The sequence below is a fragment of the Bacillus sp. FSL K6-1033 genome (assembly GCF_038630765.1).
Taxonomy (GTDB): Bacteria; Bacillota; Bacilli; order Bacillales; family Bacillaceae; genus Bacillus; species Bacillus altitudinis.
In genome coordinates this window covers 208,620-232,502 of the sequence record NZ_CP152041.1, presented here as the reverse complement: position 1 = coordinate 232,502, position 23,883 = coordinate 208,620, and the positions used below count along the sequence as shown (strand labels likewise).

General features: G+C 40.4%; 26 protein-coding genes and 1 pseudogene. 6 read left to right on the top strand and 21 right to left on the bottom strand.

Annotated features, from left to right (window positions below; translation table 11 throughout):
* Positions 1 to 39: 39 nt before the first annotated feature.
* From MHH31_RS01300 to MHH31_RS01275, 6 genes and pseudogenes are all read right to left on the bottom strand, one after another.
* Positions 40 to 395 (bottom strand): annotated as a pseudogene (locus MHH31_RS01300) (rhodanese-like domain-containing protein).
* A 14-nt stretch (positions 396 to 409) separates the two neighbouring features.
* Positions 410 to 892, bottom strand: coding sequence for a DsrE/DsrF/DrsH-like family protein (locus tag MHH31_RS01295; RefSeq protein ID WP_008343885.1), 483 nt, complete (start codon positions 890 to 892; stop codon positions 410 to 412).
* A gap of 125 nt (positions 893 to 1,017) precedes the next feature.
* Positions 1,018 to 1,278 carry a metal-sensitive transcriptional regulator gene (locus MHH31_RS01290; RefSeq protein WP_003217059.1) on the bottom strand — a complete coding sequence of 87 codons (261 nt, stop codon included), beginning with the start codon at positions 1,276 to 1,278 and terminating at the stop codon, positions 1,018 to 1,020.
* A gap of 122 nt (positions 1,279 to 1,400) precedes the next feature.
* Positions 1,401 to 1,865 (bottom strand): DMT family transporter, encoded by a 465-nt coding sequence (locus MHH31_RS01285; RefSeq protein ID WP_342495164.1) that lies wholly within the window; start codon positions 1,863 to 1,865, stop codon positions 1,401 to 1,403.
* 13 nt (positions 1,866 to 1,878) lie between these two features.
* The gene (locus tag MHH31_RS01280) at positions 1,879 to 2,307 is read right to left on the bottom strand and encodes a DMT family transporter (RefSeq protein WP_008343887.1); all 429 of its coding nucleotides are present in this window, start codon (positions 2,305 to 2,307) and stop codon (positions 1,879 to 1,881) included.
* 83 nt (positions 2,308 to 2,390) lie between these two features.
* Positions 2,391 to 2,705, bottom strand: a complete 315-nt coding sequence (locus MHH31_RS01275; protein ID WP_008343888.1) for a metalloregulator ArsR/SmtB family transcription factor — start codon at positions 2,703 to 2,705, stop codon at positions 2,391 to 2,393.
* A gap of 168 nt (positions 2,706 to 2,873) precedes the next feature.
* On the opposite strand from MHH31_RS01275, the gene MHH31_RS01270 reads away from it, so the two are divergent.
* From MHH31_RS01270 to MHH31_RS01250, 5 genes are all read left to right on the top strand, one after another.
* Positions 2,874 to 3,854 (top strand): DUF4917 family protein, encoded by a 981-nt coding sequence (locus MHH31_RS01270; protein ID WP_041091708.1) that lies wholly within the window; start codon positions 2,874 to 2,876, stop codon positions 3,852 to 3,854.
* Between the two features lie 115 nt (positions 3,855 to 3,969).
* A complete protein-coding gene (locus tag MHH31_RS01265; protein WP_342495163.1) occupies positions 3,970 to 6,033 on the top strand; it encodes a thioredoxin domain-containing protein in 2,064 nt (687 codons plus the stop codon).
* A gap of 152 nt (positions 6,034 to 6,185) precedes the next feature.
* Complete coding sequence (locus tag MHH31_RS01260) at positions 6,186 to 6,956, top strand: SurA N-terminal domain-containing protein (RefSeq protein ID WP_008359353.1); 771 nt, start codon at positions 6,186 to 6,188, stop codon at positions 6,954 to 6,956.
* 218 nt (positions 6,957 to 7,174) lie between these two features.
* Positions 7,175 to 8,509 carry a glycerol-3-phosphate transporter gene (glpT, locus tag MHH31_RS01255; RefSeq protein WP_342495162.1) on the top strand — a complete coding sequence of 445 codons (1,335 nt, stop codon included), beginning with the start codon at positions 7,175 to 7,177 and terminating at the stop codon, positions 8,507 to 8,509.
* A gap of 92 nt (positions 8,510 to 8,601) precedes the next feature.
* Positions 8,602 to 9,483: a glycerophosphodiester phosphodiesterase gene (locus MHH31_RS01250; RefSeq protein ID WP_017358710.1), complete on the top strand. Its 882-nt coding sequence runs from the start codon at positions 8,602 to 8,604 to the stop codon at positions 9,481 to 9,483.
* A gap of 38 nt (positions 9,484 to 9,521) precedes the next feature.
* Here the strand turns inward: MHH31_RS01250 and MHH31_RS01245 are convergent, their stop codons facing one another.
* From MHH31_RS01245 to MHH31_RS01190, 12 genes are all read right to left on the bottom strand, one after another.
* Positions 9,522 to 10,910: an amino acid permease gene (locus MHH31_RS01245; protein WP_008343901.1), complete on the bottom strand. Its 1,389-nt coding sequence runs from the start codon at positions 10,908 to 10,910 to the stop codon at positions 9,522 to 9,524.
* A gap of 219 nt (positions 10,911 to 11,129) precedes the next feature.
* Complete coding sequence (locus MHH31_RS01240; RefSeq protein ID WP_342495161.1) at positions 11,130 to 11,888, bottom strand: DUF4097 family beta strand repeat-containing protein; 759 nt, start codon at positions 11,886 to 11,888, stop codon at positions 11,130 to 11,132.
* A gap of 27 nt (positions 11,889 to 11,915) precedes the next feature.
* A complete protein-coding gene (locus tag MHH31_RS01235; RefSeq protein WP_045034667.1) occupies positions 11,916 to 12,587 on the bottom strand; it encodes a hypothetical protein in 672 nt (223 codons plus the stop codon).
* A gap of 28 nt (positions 12,588 to 12,615) precedes the next feature.
* Positions 12,616 to 13,248: a TetR/AcrR family transcriptional regulator gene (locus MHH31_RS01230; RefSeq protein ID WP_144679769.1), complete on the bottom strand. Its 633-nt coding sequence runs from the start codon at positions 13,246 to 13,248 to the stop codon at positions 12,616 to 12,618.
* Positions 13,249 to 13,377: 129 nt separating this feature from the next.
* Positions 13,378 to 14,268: an AraC family transcriptional regulator gene (locus MHH31_RS01225; protein WP_050826867.1), complete on the bottom strand. Its 891-nt coding sequence runs from the start codon at positions 14,266 to 14,268 to the stop codon at positions 13,378 to 13,380.
* Between the two features lie 93 nt (positions 14,269 to 14,361).
* Positions 14,362 to 15,309, bottom strand: coding sequence for an alpha/beta hydrolase (locus MHH31_RS01220; RefSeq protein WP_058336279.1), 948 nt, complete (start codon positions 15,307 to 15,309; stop codon positions 14,362 to 14,364).
* 55 nt (positions 15,310 to 15,364) lie between these two features.
* Entirely contained in the window at positions 15,365 to 15,664 is a 300-nt protein-coding gene (locus MHH31_RS01215; protein WP_058336278.1) for a hypothetical protein, read from the bottom strand.
* Complete coding sequence (locus MHH31_RS01210; RefSeq protein WP_017358703.1) at positions 15,661 to 15,879, bottom strand: helix-turn-helix transcriptional regulator; 219 nt, start codon at positions 15,877 to 15,879, stop codon at positions 15,661 to 15,663. Before MHH31_RS01210 ends, MHH31_RS01215 begins: the two co-directional genes overlap by 4 nt.
* A 195-nt stretch (positions 15,880 to 16,074) precedes the next feature.
* Positions 16,075 to 16,680 carry an ABC-2 transporter permease gene (locus MHH31_RS01205; RefSeq protein WP_058336277.1) on the bottom strand — a complete coding sequence of 202 codons (606 nt, stop codon included), beginning with the start codon at positions 16,678 to 16,680 and terminating at the stop codon, positions 16,075 to 16,077.
* Entirely contained in the window at positions 16,664 to 17,539 is an 876-nt protein-coding gene (locus MHH31_RS01200; protein ID WP_024719131.1) for an ABC transporter ATP-binding protein, read from the bottom strand. Before MHH31_RS01200 ends, MHH31_RS01205 begins: the two co-directional genes overlap by 17 nt.
* A gap of 5 nt (positions 17,540 to 17,544) precedes the next feature.
* The gene (locus MHH31_RS01195; RefSeq protein ID WP_017366490.1) at positions 17,545 to 17,916 is read right to left on the bottom strand and encodes a GntR family transcriptional regulator; all 372 of its coding nucleotides are present in this window, start codon (positions 17,914 to 17,916) and stop codon (positions 17,545 to 17,547) included.
* 168 nt (positions 17,917 to 18,084) lie between these two features.
* Positions 18,085 to 19,212, bottom strand: a complete 1,128-nt coding sequence (locus MHH31_RS01190) for a DUF418 domain-containing protein (RefSeq protein WP_058336276.1) — start codon at positions 19,210 to 19,212, stop codon at positions 18,085 to 18,087.
* Between the two features lie 382 nt (positions 19,213 to 19,594).
* Between MHH31_RS01190 and MHH31_RS01185 the strand changes: the two genes are divergently transcribed.
* A complete protein-coding gene (locus tag MHH31_RS01185) occupies positions 19,595 to 22,597 on the top strand; it encodes an amino acid adenylation domain-containing protein (RefSeq protein WP_342495160.1) in 3,003 nt (1,000 codons plus the stop codon).
* A gap of 119 nt (positions 22,598 to 22,716) precedes the next feature.
* Here the strand turns inward: MHH31_RS01185 and MHH31_RS01180 are convergent, their stop codons facing one another.
* The 3 genes from MHH31_RS01180 to MHH31_RS01170 are packed head-to-tail and all read right to left on the bottom strand — an operon-like array spanning position 22,717 to position 23,872.
* On the bottom strand, positions 22,717 to 22,914 hold the full coding sequence (locus MHH31_RS01180; protein ID WP_058336274.1) for a hypothetical protein: 198 nt from the start codon (positions 22,912 to 22,914) through the stop codon (positions 22,717 to 22,719).
* A 23-nt stretch (positions 22,915 to 22,937) separates the two neighbouring features.
* Complete coding sequence (locus tag MHH31_RS01175; protein WP_041091719.1) at positions 22,938 to 23,357, bottom strand: TlpA disulfide reductase family protein; 420 nt, start codon at positions 23,355 to 23,357, stop codon at positions 22,938 to 22,940.
* On the bottom strand, positions 23,357 to 23,872 hold the full coding sequence (locus MHH31_RS01170) for a HEAT repeat domain-containing protein (protein ID WP_024719127.1): 516 nt from the start codon (positions 23,870 to 23,872) through the stop codon (positions 23,357 to 23,359). Before MHH31_RS01170 ends, MHH31_RS01175 begins: the two co-directional genes overlap by 1 nt.
* Between the last annotated feature and the right edge of the window lie 11 nt (positions 23,873 to 23,883).

The following is a 23,883-nucleotide window of genomic DNA, read 5'->3' as shown; positions in this document are numbered from 1 at the left end:
TTTATAGGGGTGGGGGTATATTTTAAAGCCTATTTATACCTATAATCGCCAAGCATTCATGCCACCCTTGATATTCGTAATGTGGGTAAATCCCTGTTTTTTAACAATTTAGCCGCCTGCATACTTCTCATCCCGCTTTGGCAGATCACATACACTTCTTTGTCTTTCTCAAGCTCATGCGCTCGTTCCTTTAACTGGAATAAGGGGATATTTTGAAATCCTTTTATATGATTTGTTTGAAACTCTAAAGGTGATCGCACGTCTATCAGCTGTTGATGCCGACTATGCAATTTAGGTTTCAGATGAGCTGCGTCCATTTGTTTCACACCCCGTACGGGAAGAAAACGGCTCACAAGCAAAGCGATCACAATGATGAGCAAAAGCATTTGAATCATGTATGGACACCCCCCTAGATAAATAAGTTCACATTCCCGATTTCTGCCTCTGCTAAATACGCTGCCACACCGGCATATTGAATGTCTGCTAATAATTCATTCTCCTGCAGCCCTAAGAGATCCATCGTCATCGTACATGCCACGAGGTTGATCTCTTGTTCCTTCGCCATATCAATGAGCTGCGGCAGGGTCATGGCATTGTGTTTGTTGATCACATGCTTGATCATCTTCGGTCCCATTCCTGCAAAATTCATCTTTGACAGCCCCATTCGATCAGCGCCGCGCGGCATCATTTTGCCAAACATTTTTTCTAAAAATCCCTTCTTCAGTGGCACCATCTCTTCCTTACGCAAGGCATTCAGCCCCCAAAAAGTATGAAAAATAGTCACCTCGTGATCATAAGCTGCTGCGCCATTTGCAATAATATAAGCGGCCATCGCTTTATCATAATCTCCACTAAATAAAACAATTGTCGTTCGTTTCTTTTGTTCTTCCATCATGCTCCTCCTTATATCAATTACCCATAGGGGTATACTAAAAACAAAAAATATATACACATACCGGTAAGGGTATATTATAACAAGTAAAAAAATTCGTCAACCTCCAAAGGCTGAGGAATTTCTTACCGGCTTTTCACCAAGAGCTCAACCGCTTCTTTGACAAGCCCCTCTGTATCCTTGCCTTGCTCAAGACTTTCACGGACACATTGTTCAAGGTTTGTACTCACAATCACACCCATCGCCCGATCAATGGCATTGCGTGATGCAGATAGCTGCGTCACCACCTCACGGCAATCCTTTCCCTGCTCCATCATCGCAAGAACCCCTTTAATCTGTCCCTCAATCCGGCGAAGACGGTTCTTCATCTGCTGATTATACTCCACGTTTAACACTCCTTTCTCTTTTCCCTATGATCAGATAGTATACCCTGATAGGTATTTAGTCAAACATGATGAATCAGTATAAAAGAGCTGCTGAGAGCAAATGTCGCAGCAGCACGTTTTCTTTAAGCACTCGCTTCCTCTCGAGAGCGCTTATTTCCTTTGTAAATAAAATAAAGAGCGATCAGCATAAAGAACAATGCCAATATGCGTTTGAGATCAAGTGAAATCACCAAGCTATGGAACCAGCCAAAATGATCAATGACCATTCCAATGACAAGCTGCCCAGCAATCCCCGCAATATTCGCAGCAATGACACCGATTTTCGGAACAGCGATCACTGTCAGAATTAAATAAGCCGTTCCAAGAAAAGCCGCACTCAACTGCCACTTCGGCGCATGCAAGAGATTCAACAGATGGCCGCTCCCAAAGAATAAAATCAGAATGATTAAAAACATCGTACCCGTTAAAAAGGTCAAAAAGGTCGTTTCAATCGTACCCGCTCTCCTGCTAAACGTACCGTTTATGGAAGATTGCGCACTTAACGTAATGCCTCCGATTAAAGTAAATAAAATTAACAATAATGCCATATCGACTTTCCTCCTAATGAATAAGAATAAGGGCAATGATCATCGAAATGACCGCAAATACCTTCTCTTTGTTTACTCTCGTTCTCTGACTCCCAAGCCAGCCAAAATGCTCAATCACCATACTCATCAACAGCTGACCAATAATGACAGCGACCATCGTTACCCCCACACCAACGAATGGAACACTCACCACAATAGACGTTAAATACACAACCCCCATCGCTCCGCCAAGTAGCGACCATTTTGGTGCCTTCAACGTATAGGAAAGGTCACCTTTGCCAAAAAAGAGCCACAATAGCCCCATAATAATTGAACCGACAAAAAAGTTATAAAAACTCGTTTCTAACTGTCCGATCGACTTCCCAAGCTCCGCATAGATGGCTCCTTCAAAACTAAGTGCCGCACCCGCTAATAGTGCAAGCACATAAAAAATTAAACGCATCATCAAATCTCCTTTTATTCATATATTTATATATCTAGATAAACAGATATATAGAATAGAAAAAAACAGAAATCACACATCCTTTAGATCTCTGTTTTCATATATTGTCCGATCTGTTGGATAAATTCTTCATTTCGTCTATAGTATGTCCATTGTCCATGCCGTACCGATTCAAGCAGACCAGCCTTTTGCATCAAATGTAAGTAGCTAGAGACCGTTGATTGAGAAATTTGCGCCTTTTCTTGAATATCCCCAACACAAACGCCCCCCTTATAACTAACCTCCTTCGGTAAATGAGCGCCTTGCTTAGGAAAATGCTTCTCTGGTTCCTTGAGCCACTTTAAAATATTCAACCTTGTTTCATTCGATAATGCCTTAAACACATCAATAGGTTCCATGGCAGACATTGTATATCTAGAAATACCGATATGTCAAGTAATGCTGTTTTGGAAGAAATTAAACCAGAAAATTATTCATAAGAGCTTTATATGAAATTTTTGGGAATAAGTGAAATGCTTCTGTTACAATAATAATAAAAATGGCTCCAAAGAAGAGGAGAGTTATCGATGATTGAAAGCTTTCAAGATTTATACGAAACTAAAAGAATAAAAACTGATCACTTACTTATTGGGAATGGTTTTTCAATTGGCATTTGGCAGGACTTTAATTATAAATCACTATATGATAACCAAAAGGAGTCACTCAAAAAACAAGATAGATTATTATTTAGTGAATTAGAAACAACAAACTTTGAGTATGTCTTAGAGAACTTAAAGCGAGCTATAAGTATAAATGAAATATTCAATCATAATAATGAAGAACTTTCGTACAGTTATGAAAATGTTAAACAGGCATTAATAAATGGAGTTGCAAATGTTCACCCCAATAATTTTGATAGACAGTTATATAGTAAAATCGGAGCTAATCATACGTTTAATATATTTAAAAAGAGTATCTTCACAACTAATTATGATCTTATACCTTATTGGTTACATATTAAATTGTCTAAAAAAGAAAGGGCAATCAATGATTTTTTCAGATTGAATGGATTAGATTTCTTAAATTTTGCACCTTCAAAAAATACCAATTCCTTAAACTTATATTATTTACATGGCGGACTACACATTTTTGTTAATAAGGTAGACTTAATTGAAAAAGTTAAAAAAAATAATCAGAAATACCTAATTGATGCAGTCATTGATTCTATGGAAAATAATAATATACCGCTCTATGTTTCAGAGGGCAATTGGGAAGATAAGTTAGAGCAAATTCAGTCAAATAAATATTTAAGGTTTTGTCACGAAGCACTATCAGAAATAGACGGACATCTAACTATTTATGGACATGATTTAAGTGATTCTGCGGACAAACATATAGTAGATGCAATTAACAAATCTAAAGTTGAAGTTATCGCGTATGGTATTTATGAATTAGATAAAAAAGAGTCAATTTCTGAAAGAATTAGAGCGTACTTCCCTAAAAAGAAAATACATTTTTTTAACTCAAACAGTTTTGATAAATCAGTTGAATTTTTAGCCAACCTTTAGTTCGGGTAGATAGTTTTCAAGTGTAACACAATTGAAAAAAGACATAGATGATGCAAATCTTTTGTGATGAATATAAACATACCTTTATAAAGAAATAGAAAGTAGGTGATCTCCCATGCCAAACAACCAAACACCCAACCCACTCATCACGGAAAAATCACCCTACCTCCTTCAACACGCCCACAACCCAGTACACTGGTATCCGTGGGGGCAAGAAGCATTCGACAAAGCGAAACGTGAAAATAAACCGGTGCTTGTCAGCATTGGCTATGCCACTTGCCACTGGTGCCACGTCATGGCACACGAAAGCTTTGAAGATCAACAAGTCGCCGACATCCTAAACGAGCATTTCATTTCAATCAAAGTCGATCGTGAGGAGCGTCCAGACATTGACTCGATGTATATGTCCGTTTGTCAGATGATGACTGGGCAAGGCGGCTGGCCGCTCAACGTGTTTGTCACGCCTGATCAAAAGCCTTTTTATGCGGGGACATACTTTCCAAAAAGAAGTGCTTACGGCCGTCCTGGCTTCATTGAAGCACTGACGCAATTGCTGGATGCGTATCACAACGACCGAGATCATATTGAATCATTGGCAGAAAAGGCAACAAATAATTTGCGGATCAAGGCAGCAGGGCAGACAGAAAATACGCTCACTCAGGAGTCGATTCACAAAGCCTATTATCAGCTCATGAGCAGCTTTGATACGCTGTATGGCGGCTTCGGTTCTGCGCCTAAATTTCCTGCGCCTCATATGCTCACGTTTCTCATGCGTTATTTTGAATGGACAGGGCAAGAAAATGCGTTATATGCTGTCACAAAAACGTTAAACGGTATGGCAAACGGCGGTATTTATGATCATATTGGTTCTGGATTTACTCGGTATTCAACCGATGAAAAATGGCTTGTGCCGCATTTTGAAAAGATGCTGTATGATAACGCCTTGCTGATAGATGCCTACACCGAAGCCTATCAAATCACTCAACACCCTGAGTACGAAAAGCTTGTCCAAGACCTCATTCAATTTATCAAACGAGACATGATGAATCGTGATGGCTCTTTTTATTCGGCAATCGATGCCGATTCAGAAGGAAAGGAAGGGCAATATTACGTTTGGACAAAAAAGGAGATCATGACCCATTTAGGCGATGACCTCGGCACTTTATTTTGTGCGGTCTACCACATCACAGAGGAAGGGAACTTTGAAGGACAGAACATCCCTCATACTATTTCCACCTCATTTGATGACATCAAAGCAGCTTTTTCAATCGACGACAAAACCCTTCATTCCAAACTGCAATCCGCTCGACACATCTTACTCACTGTAAGACAGCAGCGGCCTGCACCGCTAATCGATGACAAGGTACTCACCTCGTGGAATGCGCTGATGATTTCCGCACTTGCCAAAGCAGGGAGTGTCTTTCATGAAAAAGAGGCCATACGCATGGCAAAACAGGCGATGTCTTTTCTCGAAACACACCTCATCCAACAGGGACGCCTCATGGTCCGCTTCAGAGAAGGGGACGTAAAGCATCTAGGCTTTATCGAGGATTATGCGCACATGCTAACAGCGTATATGTCTTTATACGAAGCGACCTTTGACCTAGATTGGCTGACAAAAGCAAGAGCCGTTGCTGAAAATATGTTTGAACTGTTTTGGGATGAGCAAATCGGGGGCTTTTTCTTCTCAGGCTCAGATGCAGAAGCGCTTATTGTTCGTGAAAAAGAAGTATACGACGGGGCCATGCCGTCTGGTAACAGCACTGCATTCCAACAGCTTCTGAAACTAAGCAGAATGATCGGACGTCAAGACTGGATCGAAACACTAGAGAAGATGTTCAGCGCCTTTTACGTCGATGTCTCTTCCTATCCAAGCGGACATACCGCCTTTTTAAAAGGACTATTAAGCCAATATGCCGTAAAACGAGAAATCATTATTCTCGGGAAAAAGGGCGATCCGCAAAAAGAACAGCTTCTACAAGCATTGCAAAAACGATTCATGCCATTTGATCTCATTTTAACTGCCGAAACAGGGCAAGAATTAGCAAGGCTCGCACCTTTTGCAAAAGATTACAAAACGATCAACGACAGCACGACGGTCTATATTTGTGAAAACTACAGCTGCCGCCAGCCGATCACCAATCTCGACGAAGCGATGGAACAATTATTCCAAACTTGAGCTGTCATATGATGACTATGAGAAGACAAAATGAGGACAAACAGATAAAAAACATGTCAATCCGCTAACAATTCGTCTATACGGTTTTATTTTTCCTCTAAAACGGTTAGAATGCGCACTAGATGTTCTCATACCGAAGGGAGAGAAAATAATTGAAAAAAGTATCATATACACTCATTGCTTGTCTGTTATCAGTGGGGCTTGCAGCCTGCTCATCAAACGATGCGAAACAGGATAAGCAAAACGATTCAGCCAAAAGCAAGGAAACAACACAGGCTGACCAAAAAGAGCAGCAAAAGCAAATGGAAGAGATGCAAAAGAAATTAGACGCACAAAAAATTGATGATCAAAAGGTCGTTGCGACCGTCAACAAAGATAAAATCACAGGAAGTGAATACAATAGCGCCCTATCGACCATTCAAGGTCAACTTCAGCAGTCAGGACAAGACCCAACATCTAAAGAAGGCGCAAAAGCTGTCAAGAAGCAAACCATTGATGCGCTAGTAGGTCAAGAGCTCATCCTGCAAGATGCTGAGAAGAAGGGCTATAAAGCCTCTGACAAGCAAGTCGATAAGCAGCTAAAAGAAGAAAAGAAACAATTTAAAGACAATGCTCAATTTGAAGAAGCACTCAAAAAGAGCGGACTGACAATGGATCAGCTGAAAAGTGATATTGCCGACAGCATCAAATACAGCCAATATGTCGACAAAGAAATTAAATCAGCCTCTGTGTCTGAAAAAGACGTCAAAGCGTACTATGACCAATACGCCGAACAAATGAAAAAACAAAAACAAAAAGCACCTGATTTCAAAGACGTCAAATCACAAATCAAAAAGCAGTTAGAATCTCAAGAAAAGCAAAAAGAAGTACAAAAAGAAATTGATCAACTAAAGAAATCTGCAAAAATTGATGTATCAATTTAACCACTATTAAAAATCCGCCATTGTGCGGATTTTTTTCATCACTTCATGAACCGTTCTTCCAAAATAATGACAAAAGCCTCATCATAAACATCTTCTCCATCCGATATGATGGGAGTACAAAAGAAAGCGTTATCAATTCTTTTGTCTCTGAAAAAGTACAAGATCAAAGACAGACCTCGTACTTTTGTTTCAGTCATATCTACAAGAGGAGGATGTTTATGTTCAAATGGTTTAAACCAGCTCCGCATATCGACAGGCTCGATGATGCCAAAACAGACGAAACCTATAAACGGTTGCGGCTGCAAGTCTTTTTGGGAATCTTTATCGGATATGCGGGCTACTATTTGCTGCGCAAAAATTTCGCATTTGCCATCCCTTATTTACAGGAAGAGGGGTTCACAAAAAGTGAATTAGGCTTTGTACTGGCGGCTGTTTCAATCGCTTATGGCTTTAGTAAATTCATTATGGGGATGATCTCAGACCGGTGTAACCCAAGATACTTTTTAGCCGCTGGACTCTTTCTATCAGCTCTTATCAATATTCTATTTGTCTCATTTCCATGGGTGACATCCAGTGTATGGATCATGTTTTTATTCATGTTCTTAAACGGCTGGTTTCAAGGAATGGGGTGGCCGCCATGCGGACGAACGATGGCGCATTGGTTTTCGGTGAGTGAACGTGGAACAAAAATGTCCATTTGGAACGTCGCTCACAATATCGGTGGGGGAATTCTTGCACCGCTTATCACATTAGGAATTGTTCTGTTTGCGACGTGGAAAAGTATCTTTTTCTTCCCTGCCATCATCGCCATTATCGTCTCCTTCGTCATCATTCTTCTCGTACGGGACACCCCGCAATCCGCTGGTCTTCCGCCAATCGAAGAATACCGAAATGACTATCCGGCACAACAATATGAAGATCAAGAAAAAGAATTAACCGTAAAAGAGATTTTATTTAAATATGTACTCAACAATAAATTCCTTTGGTATATCGCCATTGCCAACGTCTTTGTGTACTTTGTCCGTTACGGGGTCGTAGACTGGGCACCTACCTATTTAACAGAAGCAAAAGGATTCTCACCAGAGCATTCACGCTGGTCTTATTTCCTTTATGAATATGCAGGCATCCCTGGTACATTATTGTGCGGATGGATTAGTGACCGCTTCTTTAGAAGCCGCCGCGCACCTGCTGGCGTACTCTTTATGATTGGCGTATTAATTGCGGTTCTTGTGTACTGGTTAAACCCTGCTGGCAATCCAATGGTTGATAACATTGCCCTCATCAGCATCGGGTTTTTAATTTACGGACCCGTCATGCTCATTGGACTGCAAGCCATTGATCTCGCTCCGAAAAAAGCCGCTGGCACTGCTGCCGGGTTGACAGGATTCTTTGGATATATTGGCGGCTCTGCTTTCGCTAATGCCATGATGGGTGTCGTCGTCGATCACTATGACTGGACAGGAGGTTTCATTTTACTAGTTGGTTCTTGTATCCTTGCAATTGTGTTCCTCGCCATGACATGGAATACAGGAAAGCGCGTAGTGCAAGCTTAATGAAAATCACATAAAAGATTCATCTCCGCCCAACATGCCCTTTACATCTATTTCTTATGATGGAGGCAGTTACCGTAAAAGGAGGATAAAATATGAAGAAAAGTAGATTACTTGCTTTCGTGTTACTCTCTTTTGCTTTACTGTCTTTTGGTTGGGTGCCGACCACCATATCGGCACATGAACATCTTTTATCTCCAGATCGCATTTTAACCGTTGCACACCGCGGAGCATCAGGGTATGCCCCAGAGCATACCCTAGCTTCCTACAAGCTCGCCACAAAGATGAATGCAGATTACCTCGAACTCGACCTTCAAATGACAAAGGATGGACACCTCATCGTCATGCACGATGAAACGGTTGACCGGACGACAAACGGAACAGGCTGGGTCAAAGACCTCACACTTGCCGAAATCAAACAGCTTGATGCCGGTGCATGGTTTAACGAAGCCAACCCCGACAAACAAAATGCCCACTTTATTGGACAGCAAGTCCTCACATTAGATGAGGTATTACGCTACTTCGGTAAACGAGAAAATTATTATATTGAAACCAAAAAACCAGACATCTATCCGCAAATGGAAGAAAAACTATTGGCCGTCTTAAAGAAACATCATCTTCTTGGAAAACATACGAGAAAAGGGCAGGTCATCATCCAATCTTTCAGCCAAGAAAGTCTATTAAAATTGCAGAAACTCGCCCCTAGGCTTCCAAAAGTACAGCTATTAGATAGAGCGCAAATGACGTCTATTACAGATGATCAGCTCGACTTCATCAAATCGTATGCAGTGGGGGTCGGACCAAATTTTAGAGCTTTGACACTTGAAAATGTACAGCAGGTCAGAAGCCACGGACTCCTCCTTCACCCATATACGGTAAACAGCGAAGCAGACATGACACGTCTTCTACAATACGGCGTCACCGGTCTTTTCACCAACTTTCCAGATGTCTTTCAGCGTGTCAAAGCTTCTCTGTAAACGACAAAAGCCTTGCGGTTGTTCCGCAAGGCTTTTGATTATTTCACCGTTTGATCAGAAGAAGCTGTTTCAATCGGTTTTCGTTTACCAATTCCAAATACAAAAAAGCTAAGCGCCACTAAAATCAAGAACCCAATTGCCACAATGAGAGAAATTCGTGTATCCTGATTAATCAGCATAAACACAAGCACCATCAGCAAGAATCCGATTGTCAAATAGTTAGAAAATGGCGCAAGCGGCAGCTTAAACGGATGCTGATCAAGCGCTGCCCCCTTCGCCTTTCTGAAGCCAATGTGACTAATTAAAATCACAAACCAAGGCACCATACCAGGAAGGACACTCGCACTATACACATAAACGAAAATGTTTGGCGGAGAAACATAATTTAAGACCACCCCAACCGCTAAACCAATCAGCACAGCAAATGTCCCAAAATACGGTACACCATTCTTCGAAATTTTTGTGAAGAAAGCAGGTGCCTGTCCATTCACACCTAATGTATAAAGCATACGTCCCGCACTGAAGATTCCACTATTACAGCCGGACATCGCTGCTGTAATGACAACAAAGTTAATAATACCTGCTGCTGCCGTAATTCCAATTTTCGCAAACGTCGCCACAAATGGACTGCCGAGCGTATTCAGCTGATCCCACGGATACACCGTTACGATGACAAAGATCGCACCGATATAGAAAATTAAAATACGCCAGATGATGCTTTTGATGGCATTTGTCAGCGTCTTTTGCGGATTTTGCGCCTCACCTGCAGTAATCCCAATGAGCTCTACCCCTTGATAGGCAGCAATCACTAGGGACAATGCAAACAAGAAACCGCTAAATCCACCTGTAAAGAACCCGCCGTGCGCCCAAAGGTTAGACAAACCAATCGCTGTTCCACCATTGCCAAACCCAAAGAAAATAATGCCTAAACCTGCAATGATCATTAAAATAATCGTCACAATCTTGATCATCGCAAACCAGAATTCAAACTCACCGAATGACTTAACCGAAATCAAGTTGGCCGCACCTAAAATGATCATGGCGATTAATCCGGGAATCCACGCCGGTAACTCCGGGAACCAATATTTCATATAAGCACCTACGGCGATAATCTCAGACATTCCAACAATGACCCACTGAAACCAGTTACTCCAAGCTGTCATATACCCCGCAAGCGGATGAATATATTGATGCCCAAATGTAGCAAACGATCCCGTACTCGGTTCAAGATACAACATTTCTCCCATCGCACGCATAATAAAAAAGATAAAAATACCACACACTGCGTACGCGAGAAGAACCGATGGACCTGTCCATTGAATGGCTTTAGCTGACCCCATAAATAAGCCAACACCAATTGTGCCGCCAAGCGCAATCATTTGAATATGACGAGCACTTAACCCTCTCTTTAATTCCTTTTGAGCCACTTCTATTCCCCCTCATCAACAAACAACATAAAAAATAAAAAATCAGAATTTTCATTCTGATTCAAAATCTTCAATCTTTCGATGTATATTATCATAATAAATCTACCCTTAAAAAACAATTGTTTTTTTGAGGAAAACACTATTAACAAAATATTCTGACATAAAAATATATTCAAATTATTTTATATTGATATATCGAATCAGAGGATCATCATCGCTTCAATGACCATCACTTAATAGAAAAGAACCTCCCCTTATATCGACCTCAAAGCTTTTCCCTCCATTTTTATAAACCATTCTCTCCTGATCATCAACACAAGGAAAGTCATTGTGAAAAGTACCTGATCTTTTCTTCACATAACAAATAAATCCATCATTTTCCGGAATTGCCACTTTGACAGATGATCCAGTTGACGTCGATTTGAGCGAATGCAACATGGCCTTTGAATGTATCTGTACCCTTCTGCCTATTAAATTCAGATCAATATCTGAAAAAGCACCTACCATCTCCACTTTTGACGAAGTAGTACGCAGGCTCATTGTCTGCGTGTTGAGCTGTTGACTAGAGATAAATCCACCCACTGTCTGCAAGCTCAGATGCTTGATTTCTCCCGTAAACATGGACTTTCCAGAAATCAATTGGCAGTCAGCCTTCTTCACCTTCAGTCCATCCAAGAATAGATTTGCTCCTTTACAATGAATAGACAAGGACTGTAACTGTGCCTGAGGGAGGTAAATCTCCAAATTCGTTTGATGAAGATGAAGCCCCAAGCTGATCGCTCGTTTTCTTTTATCTTGAATGACTAGCCTGCCTTCCTGCACTTGATGATGCAGTAAATACCGATGGGGGAATACGTGATTGGTGGTCTGCTTCATCAATAAATAAGGATGATCATGGTGATAAAGGCGAACATCTCCCACCAGCCAGTTTAACGAAAGTTCCGTTATTGCTTCTTCAATTTGAACCGTATGCTTCACATGTCTCCATCCTTTTCCCATCATGAATTACCTCGTTTGCAGCCGGCCGATGCGGCTCCACAATTCCAAGATCACAATGAGGACTGCTGCAATCATCACTCCTGACAGGATGAGATTCATTTGATCATTGCCATAAATGGCGAGTGATACATTTCCTAAAACAGCACATAAAACAATTGCAGTCAGGACGGTCATCAAAACAGATTTTTTGCTCAAGCCTATTCTCATCGCCATCATGCCAATCGCTTGAACGCAAACAATCAACATAAAGAATGTTTTCATCAATTGAAACAGAGAACCTGCCGTCAGCGTATCGTGAACAATAGGGAAAAACAATTCAGTCACACTAAACACAACAAACGAAGGAATGATACTGCACATCATCGCAAACGTTGAAAGGCACACCATCCATATCATATGAGAAAGGAATCTCACTGAATTGGATGTGCGTTCCTGATAAACAGTCTTGCCTACACGCCAATACAGCATAGCTGTGATGATAGAAAAAAAGATCATCCATACTGTACTCGTTAACAAATAAATATTCGTATATTGCTGAAAACCCGGTTCGCGTTCAATTTTTGCAGCAAACGCAATAAAATAGATGAATACTAGCAGCACAATACTCGCGATGAAACTAGCTTGAATATACTGCTTCATGTGGCCTTTTCTTAGCTCAACCTTCATAAAATGAATCATACGTCATCCTCCTATCAGTTGGCATTCTTTACTTTTCGGGCAGATCATACCCGCCAATTTCAGCATAGTGCGCTGTCACCTTTTGAATAAATAGATCACTCACAATATCCACGCCAAGACCCTTCATCATCTGCTTTAAAAAACACAAACGCTGGACCGTTTCTTCATGATTGCGGACAAACAAGGTGGGATTCAACCATATATTCACAAGAAGCAAAAATACTTCTGCCACTTCACCAGGAAACGCAGTTTCCATCGAACCATCCTCAATCCCTTCAATGATTAACTGTTTGATTCTCAAAGCATCCTGATTGACACCTGTCTTCATGCCTTCAATCACAAATTGCGGATTTTTCATCTGATCAACCAAGATCCCATCAATCGAATGAGACTGCGGGTCTGCCACAAGCTGCTCCAGGATAAGCTGCAGCTTCTCTTTCGCATGAACTGCCTCCGTATGCTCAATTAACTCCTCAAGCTTCTCGGTTGCATAACGAAACTGCCGATCCATCACGCCGCGTAATATTTCATCCTTCGATTTAAAATGATGATATATAGCCCCTTTAGACATATTCAATTCATGGATAATATCTTGCAAACTTGTCTTTTCAAATCCCTTTTCCTGAAACAACTTTGTCGACACGTCCAAAATTTGCTGCATCGTCTTTTCTGGATACTTATTTCGCGCCAGTTCAAACGCCTCCTTTTACATACCGACCGTCGGTATGTTTAATTATATTTTTCATTATAAACGGTTCATGCAGATTTGTATACAACAAAAAAAGACCGCTCACACGGTCTTCTCAAGCTCAAAATGCAAATTCATCGGCACATCTGGCAGAGCCGAAGCCTCCACCATATTCGTTGTAGGTGTTTTCTCATCCACTTCCTCAAATCGAAAACCGTCAGCCCAGACTGTTCCATGACCGCTGAGTAGCACTCCAAAATGAATGGATTCACTGCGCGTAGGAACATCTAATACGATCGCATATTGATTCCATTCCGTAGAATCTGTCACAGGTCGATTCTGCATATTATCAAACTGCACCGTATCACCCTTTCCGTCATCTACCCGCATCCAAATTCCTGCTGAAGATACATTCTCTGTTTTCAAGAAAGCAGAGAGCTTCAACCGCTTGCCTACATACTCTTTTGCTTGAAACCCCTGCATCATCGTCGCAAACTGTCCTTCTTGTACGCCTTCTTTAGATGATAAAACACCTGATTGCTTTCCCGTATGAAACTCTGCTGTATCAACACCCATCTCATACATATGCGGATGTGAACCACTCAAACCCCAGCCAGGTACTGCTTCATGTATTGTCATCGAATCTTCCTCCTTTTTCATTTGCATGTCTCTCATCATGGACCTGTACATTCCGGGAGGTAAAGAATAAAGATGCTTAAAAGCACGCGTAAAGGCTTCCTGCGATTGGAATTGTAACGAAAAAGCGATGTCTAAAATCCCCTGATCCGTATACAAAAGAAGCTGTGCAGCCGTAGCTAATCTTCGTTTCCGCACATATTCCCCCATCGACAGCCCGGTTTCTCGTTTAAATACACGCAGCAAATGAAAATGTGAATATCCTACTTTCTCATGCACCTGTCTCAGCGACAGCTCATCCATCAAATGCGACTCCAAATAAGAAATCACCTCTTGCGTCACCCGACTATACATCATCTCCCTCACCTCTTCTTGATCATAAAACAAATCAGTTCACTCGTTTTGATCAAAATTGCGATGTTTCATCTGTCCAGCTGAGGAGGAAAAACGCTAACGTGAGCGCTCGTTGTTCGATAGAAACTCCCTCACATCATCTGCGATTTCTTTTGATTTCGTATGATGCAAATAATGGCCGCCTTTGAAAGTAACGACTTTTCCGTGGTCTACATTTTTCAGCAGCTCTTCATGCATTGGTTTCCAGTTTGGTGTTTCTTTCTCCGTTTGATCCGCTAGATAGAAAGCAACAGGGAGCTTCTTAGGGAAATGTAGGCGTTGAGCGTTTTTAAAATTGTTTCTAAAGTTTTCTGCCTCACTAGCTTGGCTTTCATCCAAGAAATTTCGGAAAGTCAGCATTTTAATCTGAGCTTTCGTTTGATCATCTACTTTAGGCATCACTAGTTGATCTGGATTCATTTTCACTATCAATCTGTAAAATCCGGATTGATGAAGCAGCTGTAAGCTGGAGACTGGTAATTCATCTGCATCCTCCTGCTTAGGAAAACTACTATCAATTCCAACAAAGGCTTGGACTTCTTTTTCGTATTGATTCACATATTCTAATCCATAGATGCCAGAAATCGAATGACCCATCAGCGTATATTTTTTAATGTTGAGTTTCTGCAAACATTCATGAATCTCATCCACAATGTTTTGACTTGTCCTTACTTTATCTGTGTCGTCACTTAAACCATAACCAAACGGTTCAATCACAACGACTCTATAATCTGGCGATAACTCCTTGACTAACGGTTCAAAATCCAGCACGGGTGAAGCAGTTCCATAGCCTGGGAGAAGGACAATCGTTTCTTTCCCATCGCCTTGAATGAGCACATTCATCTGCTTCCCATCCACCAAGACCTTTTGCCCATAAGCTTCTATTTTCCCCTGTTCTCTTTCCTTACTAATTAGATTAACAACATAAACACTGGCTACAAATACAACCAAGACAGTCAGAATGGTACATAGAGCAATCAGCATTATTTTCAGTAATTTTTTCATTATTTTTTCTTCCCTTCATGATGAAGTACCCTAGCTTGCATCCGCAGATAAAAGATTAGTATTTTCTTTCACAATAGATAATGCCAATGGTATTTGCGCAAACACTTGATACATACATAAACGTAATCGCTATATAAAACCATTCCGTTGGAGATGATAATTCATGAACAAAAGCTTGAATGACAGCAGCCAATATATAGGCTAATGCCACACCTACAATTGAAAAACTTCCGGCTTTCGCTAAAATAAATTGGCCCCGTTCATCCTGTTTATATTCACGGCTTTTCTTAAATTGAAAGACCGTACTTAAGATAGAAAGGATAATCAGAGAATAAAGTATGATTGTTGTCATCATCGCTGTTGTTCCTCCTTGTCGACCTCTTGAAAAACGTCATATAAATCAACTTCAAATGTTCTCGCAATTTGAAATGCTAGTTTTAAAGACAAAGAATATTTACCATTTTCAATCGCTGCCACAGTTTGACGAGTCACACCTAACTTCTCTGCCAAATCCTTTTGTGTCCAGTCTTTTTCTGCCCGTAATACTTTCATTCTATTTTTAATTTCCATTTCAGATTCCTTTCTTAAAGGATGTTTTATTTAACATTATGTTAAAAATAATTAACATTATGTTAAATAACAATAACCTGTTTTCTACTGGATGTCAATTTCATATGAATCAAAAAAATAAGAATCATCCATTTTGAAAAGGACTTCCTCAAAATGGATGATTCTTTATTATGATTTGTTTGTATTCTAGCTGAATTAAAACACTTTCCTCTGATAAATCGCAGTAGAGAGCCCCCAAGACAGCAAGTAAATAAGCATAATCAGCACAACGGACCCAGTGTATAAAATAGGGATTGATAAATTCATTATAAAATCAGTGATCCCACTGAATTGCTCTGCTAAATAGATCACAACAGGTGGCCCCATAGCAGATAAAATGATAAAGCCAATAATCACTGCCGTTGTGATATAGCCAGGCTTTAAGATATAAAACAATGGAAATGTGCACGCCGCAAACAATAAAAATAGCCCGCTACCAATCGCAATATCTGACAGCGAAAACAGCTTCCCAAACACAAATAATGCAGCACTTGTCAGCACGATCGCAATACTCATATAGAAAATGGCGCCAAGATAACGTGATGCGATAATTTCTTTACGTGTATAGGGCAAGGAATTTAATAGAATATTCGTTTCTGCCTTCTCATCATAAGCATATGTGTTAAATGGAATGAAGACACTAGCGACTAGAAACGTTAATACTGGATGGACATCCATGAAAATGAAAAATAAGATAAACGGAATAAAAATAAGTAACTGCTTCTTTTGCAAAATCACATCACGCTTAATTAAATGAAACATGCGCAACCCCGCCTTTCAAATAAAACATGATATCCTCAAGCGACGCCGGTTCAATCACAACAGCATCCCCAAAAATAAGTTTCACCTCATCAATCCGATCTGTTAATGCTTCAAATCCGGCTGCCGTACGCTGAATATGGATAAACGCCTTTTCTGTGTCTCGATCCAGCAAATCCAGGCTCCCCTTCACCAGCGCATAATTCTCCGCCACCTCATGAATCGACTGTTGAAAGACCAATCTTCCATTTTGTATAAACGCAATATAATCCGCGATGCGATCTAAATCAGTCGTCATATGCGTTGAGAAAAAAATCGTTCGGTTTCCATCAATCATCAATTCTTGTAACGTGCCGAGCAGCTCTCTTCTAAATACCGGATCTAAACCAGCAGTTGGTTCATCCATGATAATCAGCTCTGCATGGTGCGACAGCGCAATCGCAAGCGATGCCTTCATCTGCATCCCTTTTGAAAATGTTTTAATCGCTTTATTCAGCGGCAGACCAAACTGTTCAATATATTGATAAAATAGCCTATCATCCCAGCGTTTATAGGCAGGTGCCACAATTCGTTTGATGTCTTTTAAATTCAATCCTGGGAAAAAAACGTTAGCATCGTAAACAAAGCCAATTCGTTCCTTAATCTCTTTTTCATGGGTGCGATAATCTAATCCAAAAATTTTAACCTCACCAGAATCTGGTTTTAACAAATTCATGATCATTTTAATCGTGGTCGACTTACCGGCTCCATTTTCTCCAATAAACCCAGTAACAAAGCCCTTTTTGACCTGTAAATCAAGATTCTGCACAGAAAAGTCTTTGAACCGTTTTGATACTCCTTTGAATTCAATCACATGCTCCACTCATCTCACTCCTCATACAAGAACTTTAATAACTGCTGCAATTCATCAAAAGATAAGCCTAATTCCTTGCCGTTTGTAACAACCGCTCCAAGCTGTTCCTCAATCACCTTCAATTTTTTCTCTCTCATGACCTCTAGGTTTTGCTCGGCAACAAATGATCCCTTACCGACAATCGAATAAATAAATCCTGCCTTCTCTAACTCTTCATATGCACGTTTTGTTGTGATGACGCTGATTTGTAAATCCTTCGCCAGCTTTCGGATAGACGGCAGGGCTGCACCTTCTGCAAGCTCACCCGTTAAGATCAACGATTTGATTTGCGTCGTAATTTGCTCATAGATAGGCTCCTTAGAATGGTTAGAAATCGTAATTTGCATATAAAAACCTCTTTTTTCTGTACTGGTATTCGCAATGAAATATTGTATATACACTATATATACATTATATACACACTGAAAAAATATTCAACTCCTTTTATGAACTTTTTTGAATGCAACTAAAAAACCGCATAGCTCTTCAGCCATGCGGTTCCTCAACAAATCAATTTATCTCCAATATACCCATTTTCCCATAAGCCATTCCACAGGCCCTCTTCTCCATTTTTTCAAATAGAGATAGCTGATGAAGAGCTGTGCTGTGTAAAGTCCGACAGCAAGCAGCAATCCAAACATTGAGCCCATTTGTCCAAATAAACCAAGTCCGTAAGAATAGAAAATCGTTGTACAAATAATAGATTGAGCCAAATAGTTTGATAAAGACAATCGGCCCAGTCCTGCAAGCAGACGTTTCAATCCTTGTGCAACCTTTGAATAGTAAAAGACAATAAAAGCTTGAATATAACCGATCGTCAGGACATAGGCTCCTAACGTCATCACCATTTCACTCCAAGGGGCATCAATAAACGTCGCACATTTTAAAGCGAGCCCGATCAAAATCATCCAGATCCAGCCTTTACGATACGCCATTCCTCGATCTTCTTCTGTCAGATGACCTTTTTTCCCAATGGCCATGCCAAGCAGTGCAAATGGCCCCACCATGATCGTACCGAATAGAAAACCTAAGATCGGCATCAACGTAATGGTCACGATCGCCATAATAATGGTCACAATCATCATATCGTCTTCAATCGTCACCCGGCTCAATAAAATATCACCGTATGCACCCTTCGCATACACATCCGTTAACAAATCATCATTTCCATAAACAAAGGTCATCAGATATGGTAAAACCACTAATGACAAAGCACCTAACACACCTGACCAAATCAGCATTGTTTTGATCCGGCTGCTCAAAAACATCATCAAGAAAAACGTACATGCTCCATAATATAAGAGAATATCACCATTCCAAATGAATATGTAATGCAGCATCCCAAGCACAATAAGACCAAAGCCGCGGCGAACGACGATGGCATTCGTATTCAGCCCCTTGGCCTTTGTAGATTCAATCAGTTTGATAAAAGAATACCCAAACAAAAAGGAGAAAATCGGATAAAATGACCCCTGGAACAAGATCTCCGTCACATATACCCCAAACTCCTGTCCCCATATGCTCGGATCAAACATCTTCTCAAAATCATAATCATATTGAAAATTAAGCATATTCACAATCAAAATACCTAATAAACTAAAACCACGTAAACTATCAATAAACTCAACCCTAGATTCCTTCAACACGACAGCTCCTTAAACATATAACAAATTTAAGATATACCTATATATTTTACCAAATTCTTTTGAAATACGTATATATATTTCCCTAAAAAAGTGATCTGTCATCCCATCAGTGAATCCAACCTATCTTATGATTCAATTTCCCCCTATTTTCACCTCATCTTGATCAACAAAACGCTCATTCAAGGAAAAATCCGAGGGTCCCTGACATTTTATCTCTAAATAGCACAATATATCTTCATATTATTTCAATTATTATATAAATTTTACATTTTATTGTGAATATACCCTTCATTGACATTGAATATTTCTTCATATACACTTTGGGTGGATTTAGGAATAACATTCCTAATCTATCAAATTCTAGAGGGGGAATATCATCATGAATGATCAAAATTTATCTGATATCGTTAGACACCACGCCACTCGCACACCGCATCATACAGCTTTAGCGTGCCACCATCGTAACATCACATATGCTGAACTTGAGAAACAAAGTAACCAGTATGCCAATTATCTTATCAAAATGGGCGTAACGAAAGCTTCTCATATCGGTCTAGCCTTAGAAAGATCACCACAATTGATTGTCTCTATTCTGGCTATCACCAAAATAGGCGCCGTTTATGTGCCTATAGATATAAATTACCCTAGTGAACGTATTCAATTTATGATTGAAGATGCCGAACTATCCTTTTTACTCACAACATCACATGTCACTCCAAGCCTGACCCCCTTGCCTATTCCTACTATCTACTTAGATAAAGAAAAACATCTCATCCTTACACAATCAACGTCAAACCCGTCCTTTGATGTCAAATCTTCTAATGCTGCATACATCATGTATACCTCTGGCACAACAGGAAAACCAAAAGGTGTTGTCATTACACATAGATGTATCATGCACCTAACGCATAACCCTTCCTTTCTGTCCATTGATTCTTCTGATACGTTGGCTTTACTATCTACTATCTCTTTTGATTCCTCTACATTTGAAATATGGTCCGCATTATTAAATGGAGCGACACTCGCTATTCCTCCTTCTGGAAAACTGACTCCTGAACTCGTCAGTCAAACCATTAAAAATTATGATGTATCCATTCTTTTTTTAACTACTGGATTGTTCAACTTGATGATGGAGTCACACCTAAACGATGTCAAATCGCTTAAATACATCGTATCTGGTGGAGATGTCATGTCTCCTCAAATCGTTCAACAAGCATTAAAAGAGCTCCCAAATACGACCATCATTAATGGCTATGGCCCGACAGAAAATACAATTTTCACAACAACTTTTCAACTGCCAAACACATGGGATGAGCTAGTCAGTATACCGATTGGCAGACCTGTAGCAGGAACCGTCATTGACATCACAAATGAACAAGGTGAATCTGTCTCTCAAGGACAAATAGGGGAACTCATCACTTCAGGAGATGGACTAGCATTAGGCTACTGGCGAAGGGAAAACCTGACAAAGGAACGTTTCATTAAACGGGATGGAAGAACCTATTACAAAACAGGGGATCTAGTTCGACAACAACCTGATGGTCTTATTGAATATATTGGTAGAAAGGATGACCAAGTCAAAATTAGAGGCTTTCGTATTGAGCTTAGCGAGATTGAACATGTGCTGATCCAGCACCCAAGCGTTAAATCTTGTTTGGTGACAGCCACAGAGGTTACACCTGGGGATAAACGCATCATTGCATACATCATTCCGTCCAACAAAAAGACATGGGATCTATATACCATTCAAACTTATGCAAAGAAAACATTCCCTGATTTCATGCGCCCTGCACATTATGTTCTATTGACAAACTTCCCTACGACCACAAATGGAAAAGTCGATCGAAAAGCACTACCAAGACATCATTTCGACAGACCCAAACTGCAAACTGAATATGTCGCACCAACCAATCAAACCGAAGAAGCACTCTGTGAAATATGGACAGACCTATTAAAGGTAGAGCCCATTGGCACAAACGATCACTTCTTCGACTTAGGAGGAAACTCCATCCTTGCCGCCAAAACCTTAATGCGTATGCAGGAAACATTACACGTTGAACTACCTGCCAGCACCCTTTATGAACATCCTACGATTCAACAAGTTCATCGTATGCTACAAAATCAAACACCTGAGCCGAAACAACAGCTCACATCAGAGGGATTTTTAGATGAAAAGATTCAGCCAAAGCACCTATTCGATTCTAAATCCTTTAAGCAGAATGCCGTGTTATTAACAGGAGCAACCGGCTTTCTAGGCGCTTATCTCATTAAAGAGCTTGTTCGAATGAATCCCTCCATCCAAATCTATTGTGTGATCAGAGCAAGAGACAAACAGCACGCAAGACAGAGAATACAAGTAAATATGGAGAAATATCACCTATGGGACGAACATTATCTGAAACAATTAAAACCGATTGTAGGTTACTTGGACAAGCCTCAACTAGGGCTCTCAACAGAGGAATTTCAACAACTCGCCCAAACCATTGATGCCATCTATCATAATGGAGCAAAAGTCAATTACGTTCAGCCCTATCACATGCACAAGGATACAAATGTCACCGGCACAGAAAATATCATCAAACTCGCCTGCACAGAACAGGTAAAGCCTGTTCATTTCTTATCGACCATTGCCATATTCGGACCTGCCGGGTATCTAGATGGCACGACCGTTCTTTTTGAAGATACATCCATCGATGCTTATCTTCCTATTGTAGAAAAGGACATTGGGTACTCTCAAAGTAAATGGGTGGCAGAAAAAATCATGTGGGAAGCAAAAAAACGTGGCGTGCCGATCACAGTCCTTCGCCCCGGCTTCATCATGGGCGACAGTCAAACAGGCGTTCATAATACAGAGGATTACATGGCGAGACTAATCAAAGGATGCATCCAATTAAAGGCTTACGGTGAGCTACCGAATCAACGAAAAGAATTCGTACCCGTCGACTTTGTTTCAAAAGCCATTACAACCATATGCAAGGATCCAGCCAACTTCGGCAAAGCCTATCACCTCGTTCCACCTCAAGAAGAAAGCATGGAATTAAGTGAGTTTTTCCAAAAAATAATAGAAGAAATAGGCTATCCATTAGAAAAGAAAGCATATAACGCTTGGGTAGAAGCTCTCATTCAAGCAAGCGATCAAAACGCAGACAACGCCCTTACGCCATTTCTTCCAATGCTCACTGAAAAGGTAGAACAAGACAAAACAGTCTGGGAACTATACGAAAACATGGCGCACTTTGACTCAATAAATACTCAAACGGTTCTCCAAGCACATGGAATGACCTATCCCCCTATGGATGATCATTTAATCAAACGCTATTTCAAATACATGGAGGACATTGGATTTTTAAAATTTGATTCAAACACTGCTCTGAGAATATAAAAGCATTCCCTTGTTTTTAAACTCAATACAGGAAGTAATAAAAGGTTGGATTCAACATCCAACCTTTTATTACTTACCTTTCATCAACTGTACATTTCTAGATCACCTCGGTAGAAAACTTATGCCTTATGATCTTTTTCTTCTTTAAAAAGCACACGCTTCACATAAAACAAAATCCCCAATCCAAACAAAATCAACGGCAACTCCCAGTCTGCAGAAACCGGCAGCCTTGTCAACATCATGAGAATCAGCAAAACAGCTCCCACACCTGCATAAAAGACCACCGTTTTTTTTAATTCTTGGTTTGATTGAAACAAAACGCTCTCCTCCATAACTCTAATTATGATCGTTTTTCTAGTTTTTTTAATATTTTTTCCCAGCCTGTATCTCCCATTTTCCGATCAATTAATTGTCCCTCTTTATCTATGAGGCAAAAACTTGGTAATCCTTGTATTTTATATTTTGTGACAATCTCATAATCTTGATCCAACACAATGGGAGCAATGAGATTCTTTTCCTCCGCATATTTCGAAACAACCTCTATCGATTTTTCTTCTTCCGTATATGGAACATGGACACAGGTTAAATGGATACTCAACTGATCCACACTATGTAGAATGTGATCGGTTAATTCTTCACAATGCGGACAGTTAACTGACCAAAAATAAAGAAGCTGAGTATGCCCTTCAGGTAAATACCGCTGATGTGAAGAATGAATCCAAGAAAGGTGCTCAGGCCATTTAAGTATTTGCGTTTCCACTACTCATCCCCCTTTTCTTTTAATTGAAAAGCGATGATTTTTCCTAGTGCCTCTTCTGCGGCAAAAGGGGCCACATTTCCTGATGGATTCTCTTGTTCCTGTTTTAGGCACTCGTACATATTTTTTTCGATTTTTGATGGGTCAATCCAAGAGATACACCACGACGCCCAAAAACAAGTAGGACCCTTATAGCGTTTTGCCAAAGGCAGAAGAAATGGTAAACTAGGCTGACCAATTCTCATGAGTGAGATCGCAGCCGCCATTCTTGTCTCCTCTTCTTCACTTTCTAACAGTTTGGCAAGAGCTTCTGCTGCGTCCCCTGCATCTGCTCCAAATTCACCAAGAACCGCTGCTGCAATATTCCGCAAAGAACCCTCTTCTTTTAAGGCTTCAACAAGCACTGGCACTGCCTCTTTTCCTGATTTCCTTAACTCCCCCATGGCTTGAACGATCGTTACTTCATTGGTATTGACTAAACGTTGAACCGATTGGGATAGCTTATCTTCTGGTTTCATGACAATCAACT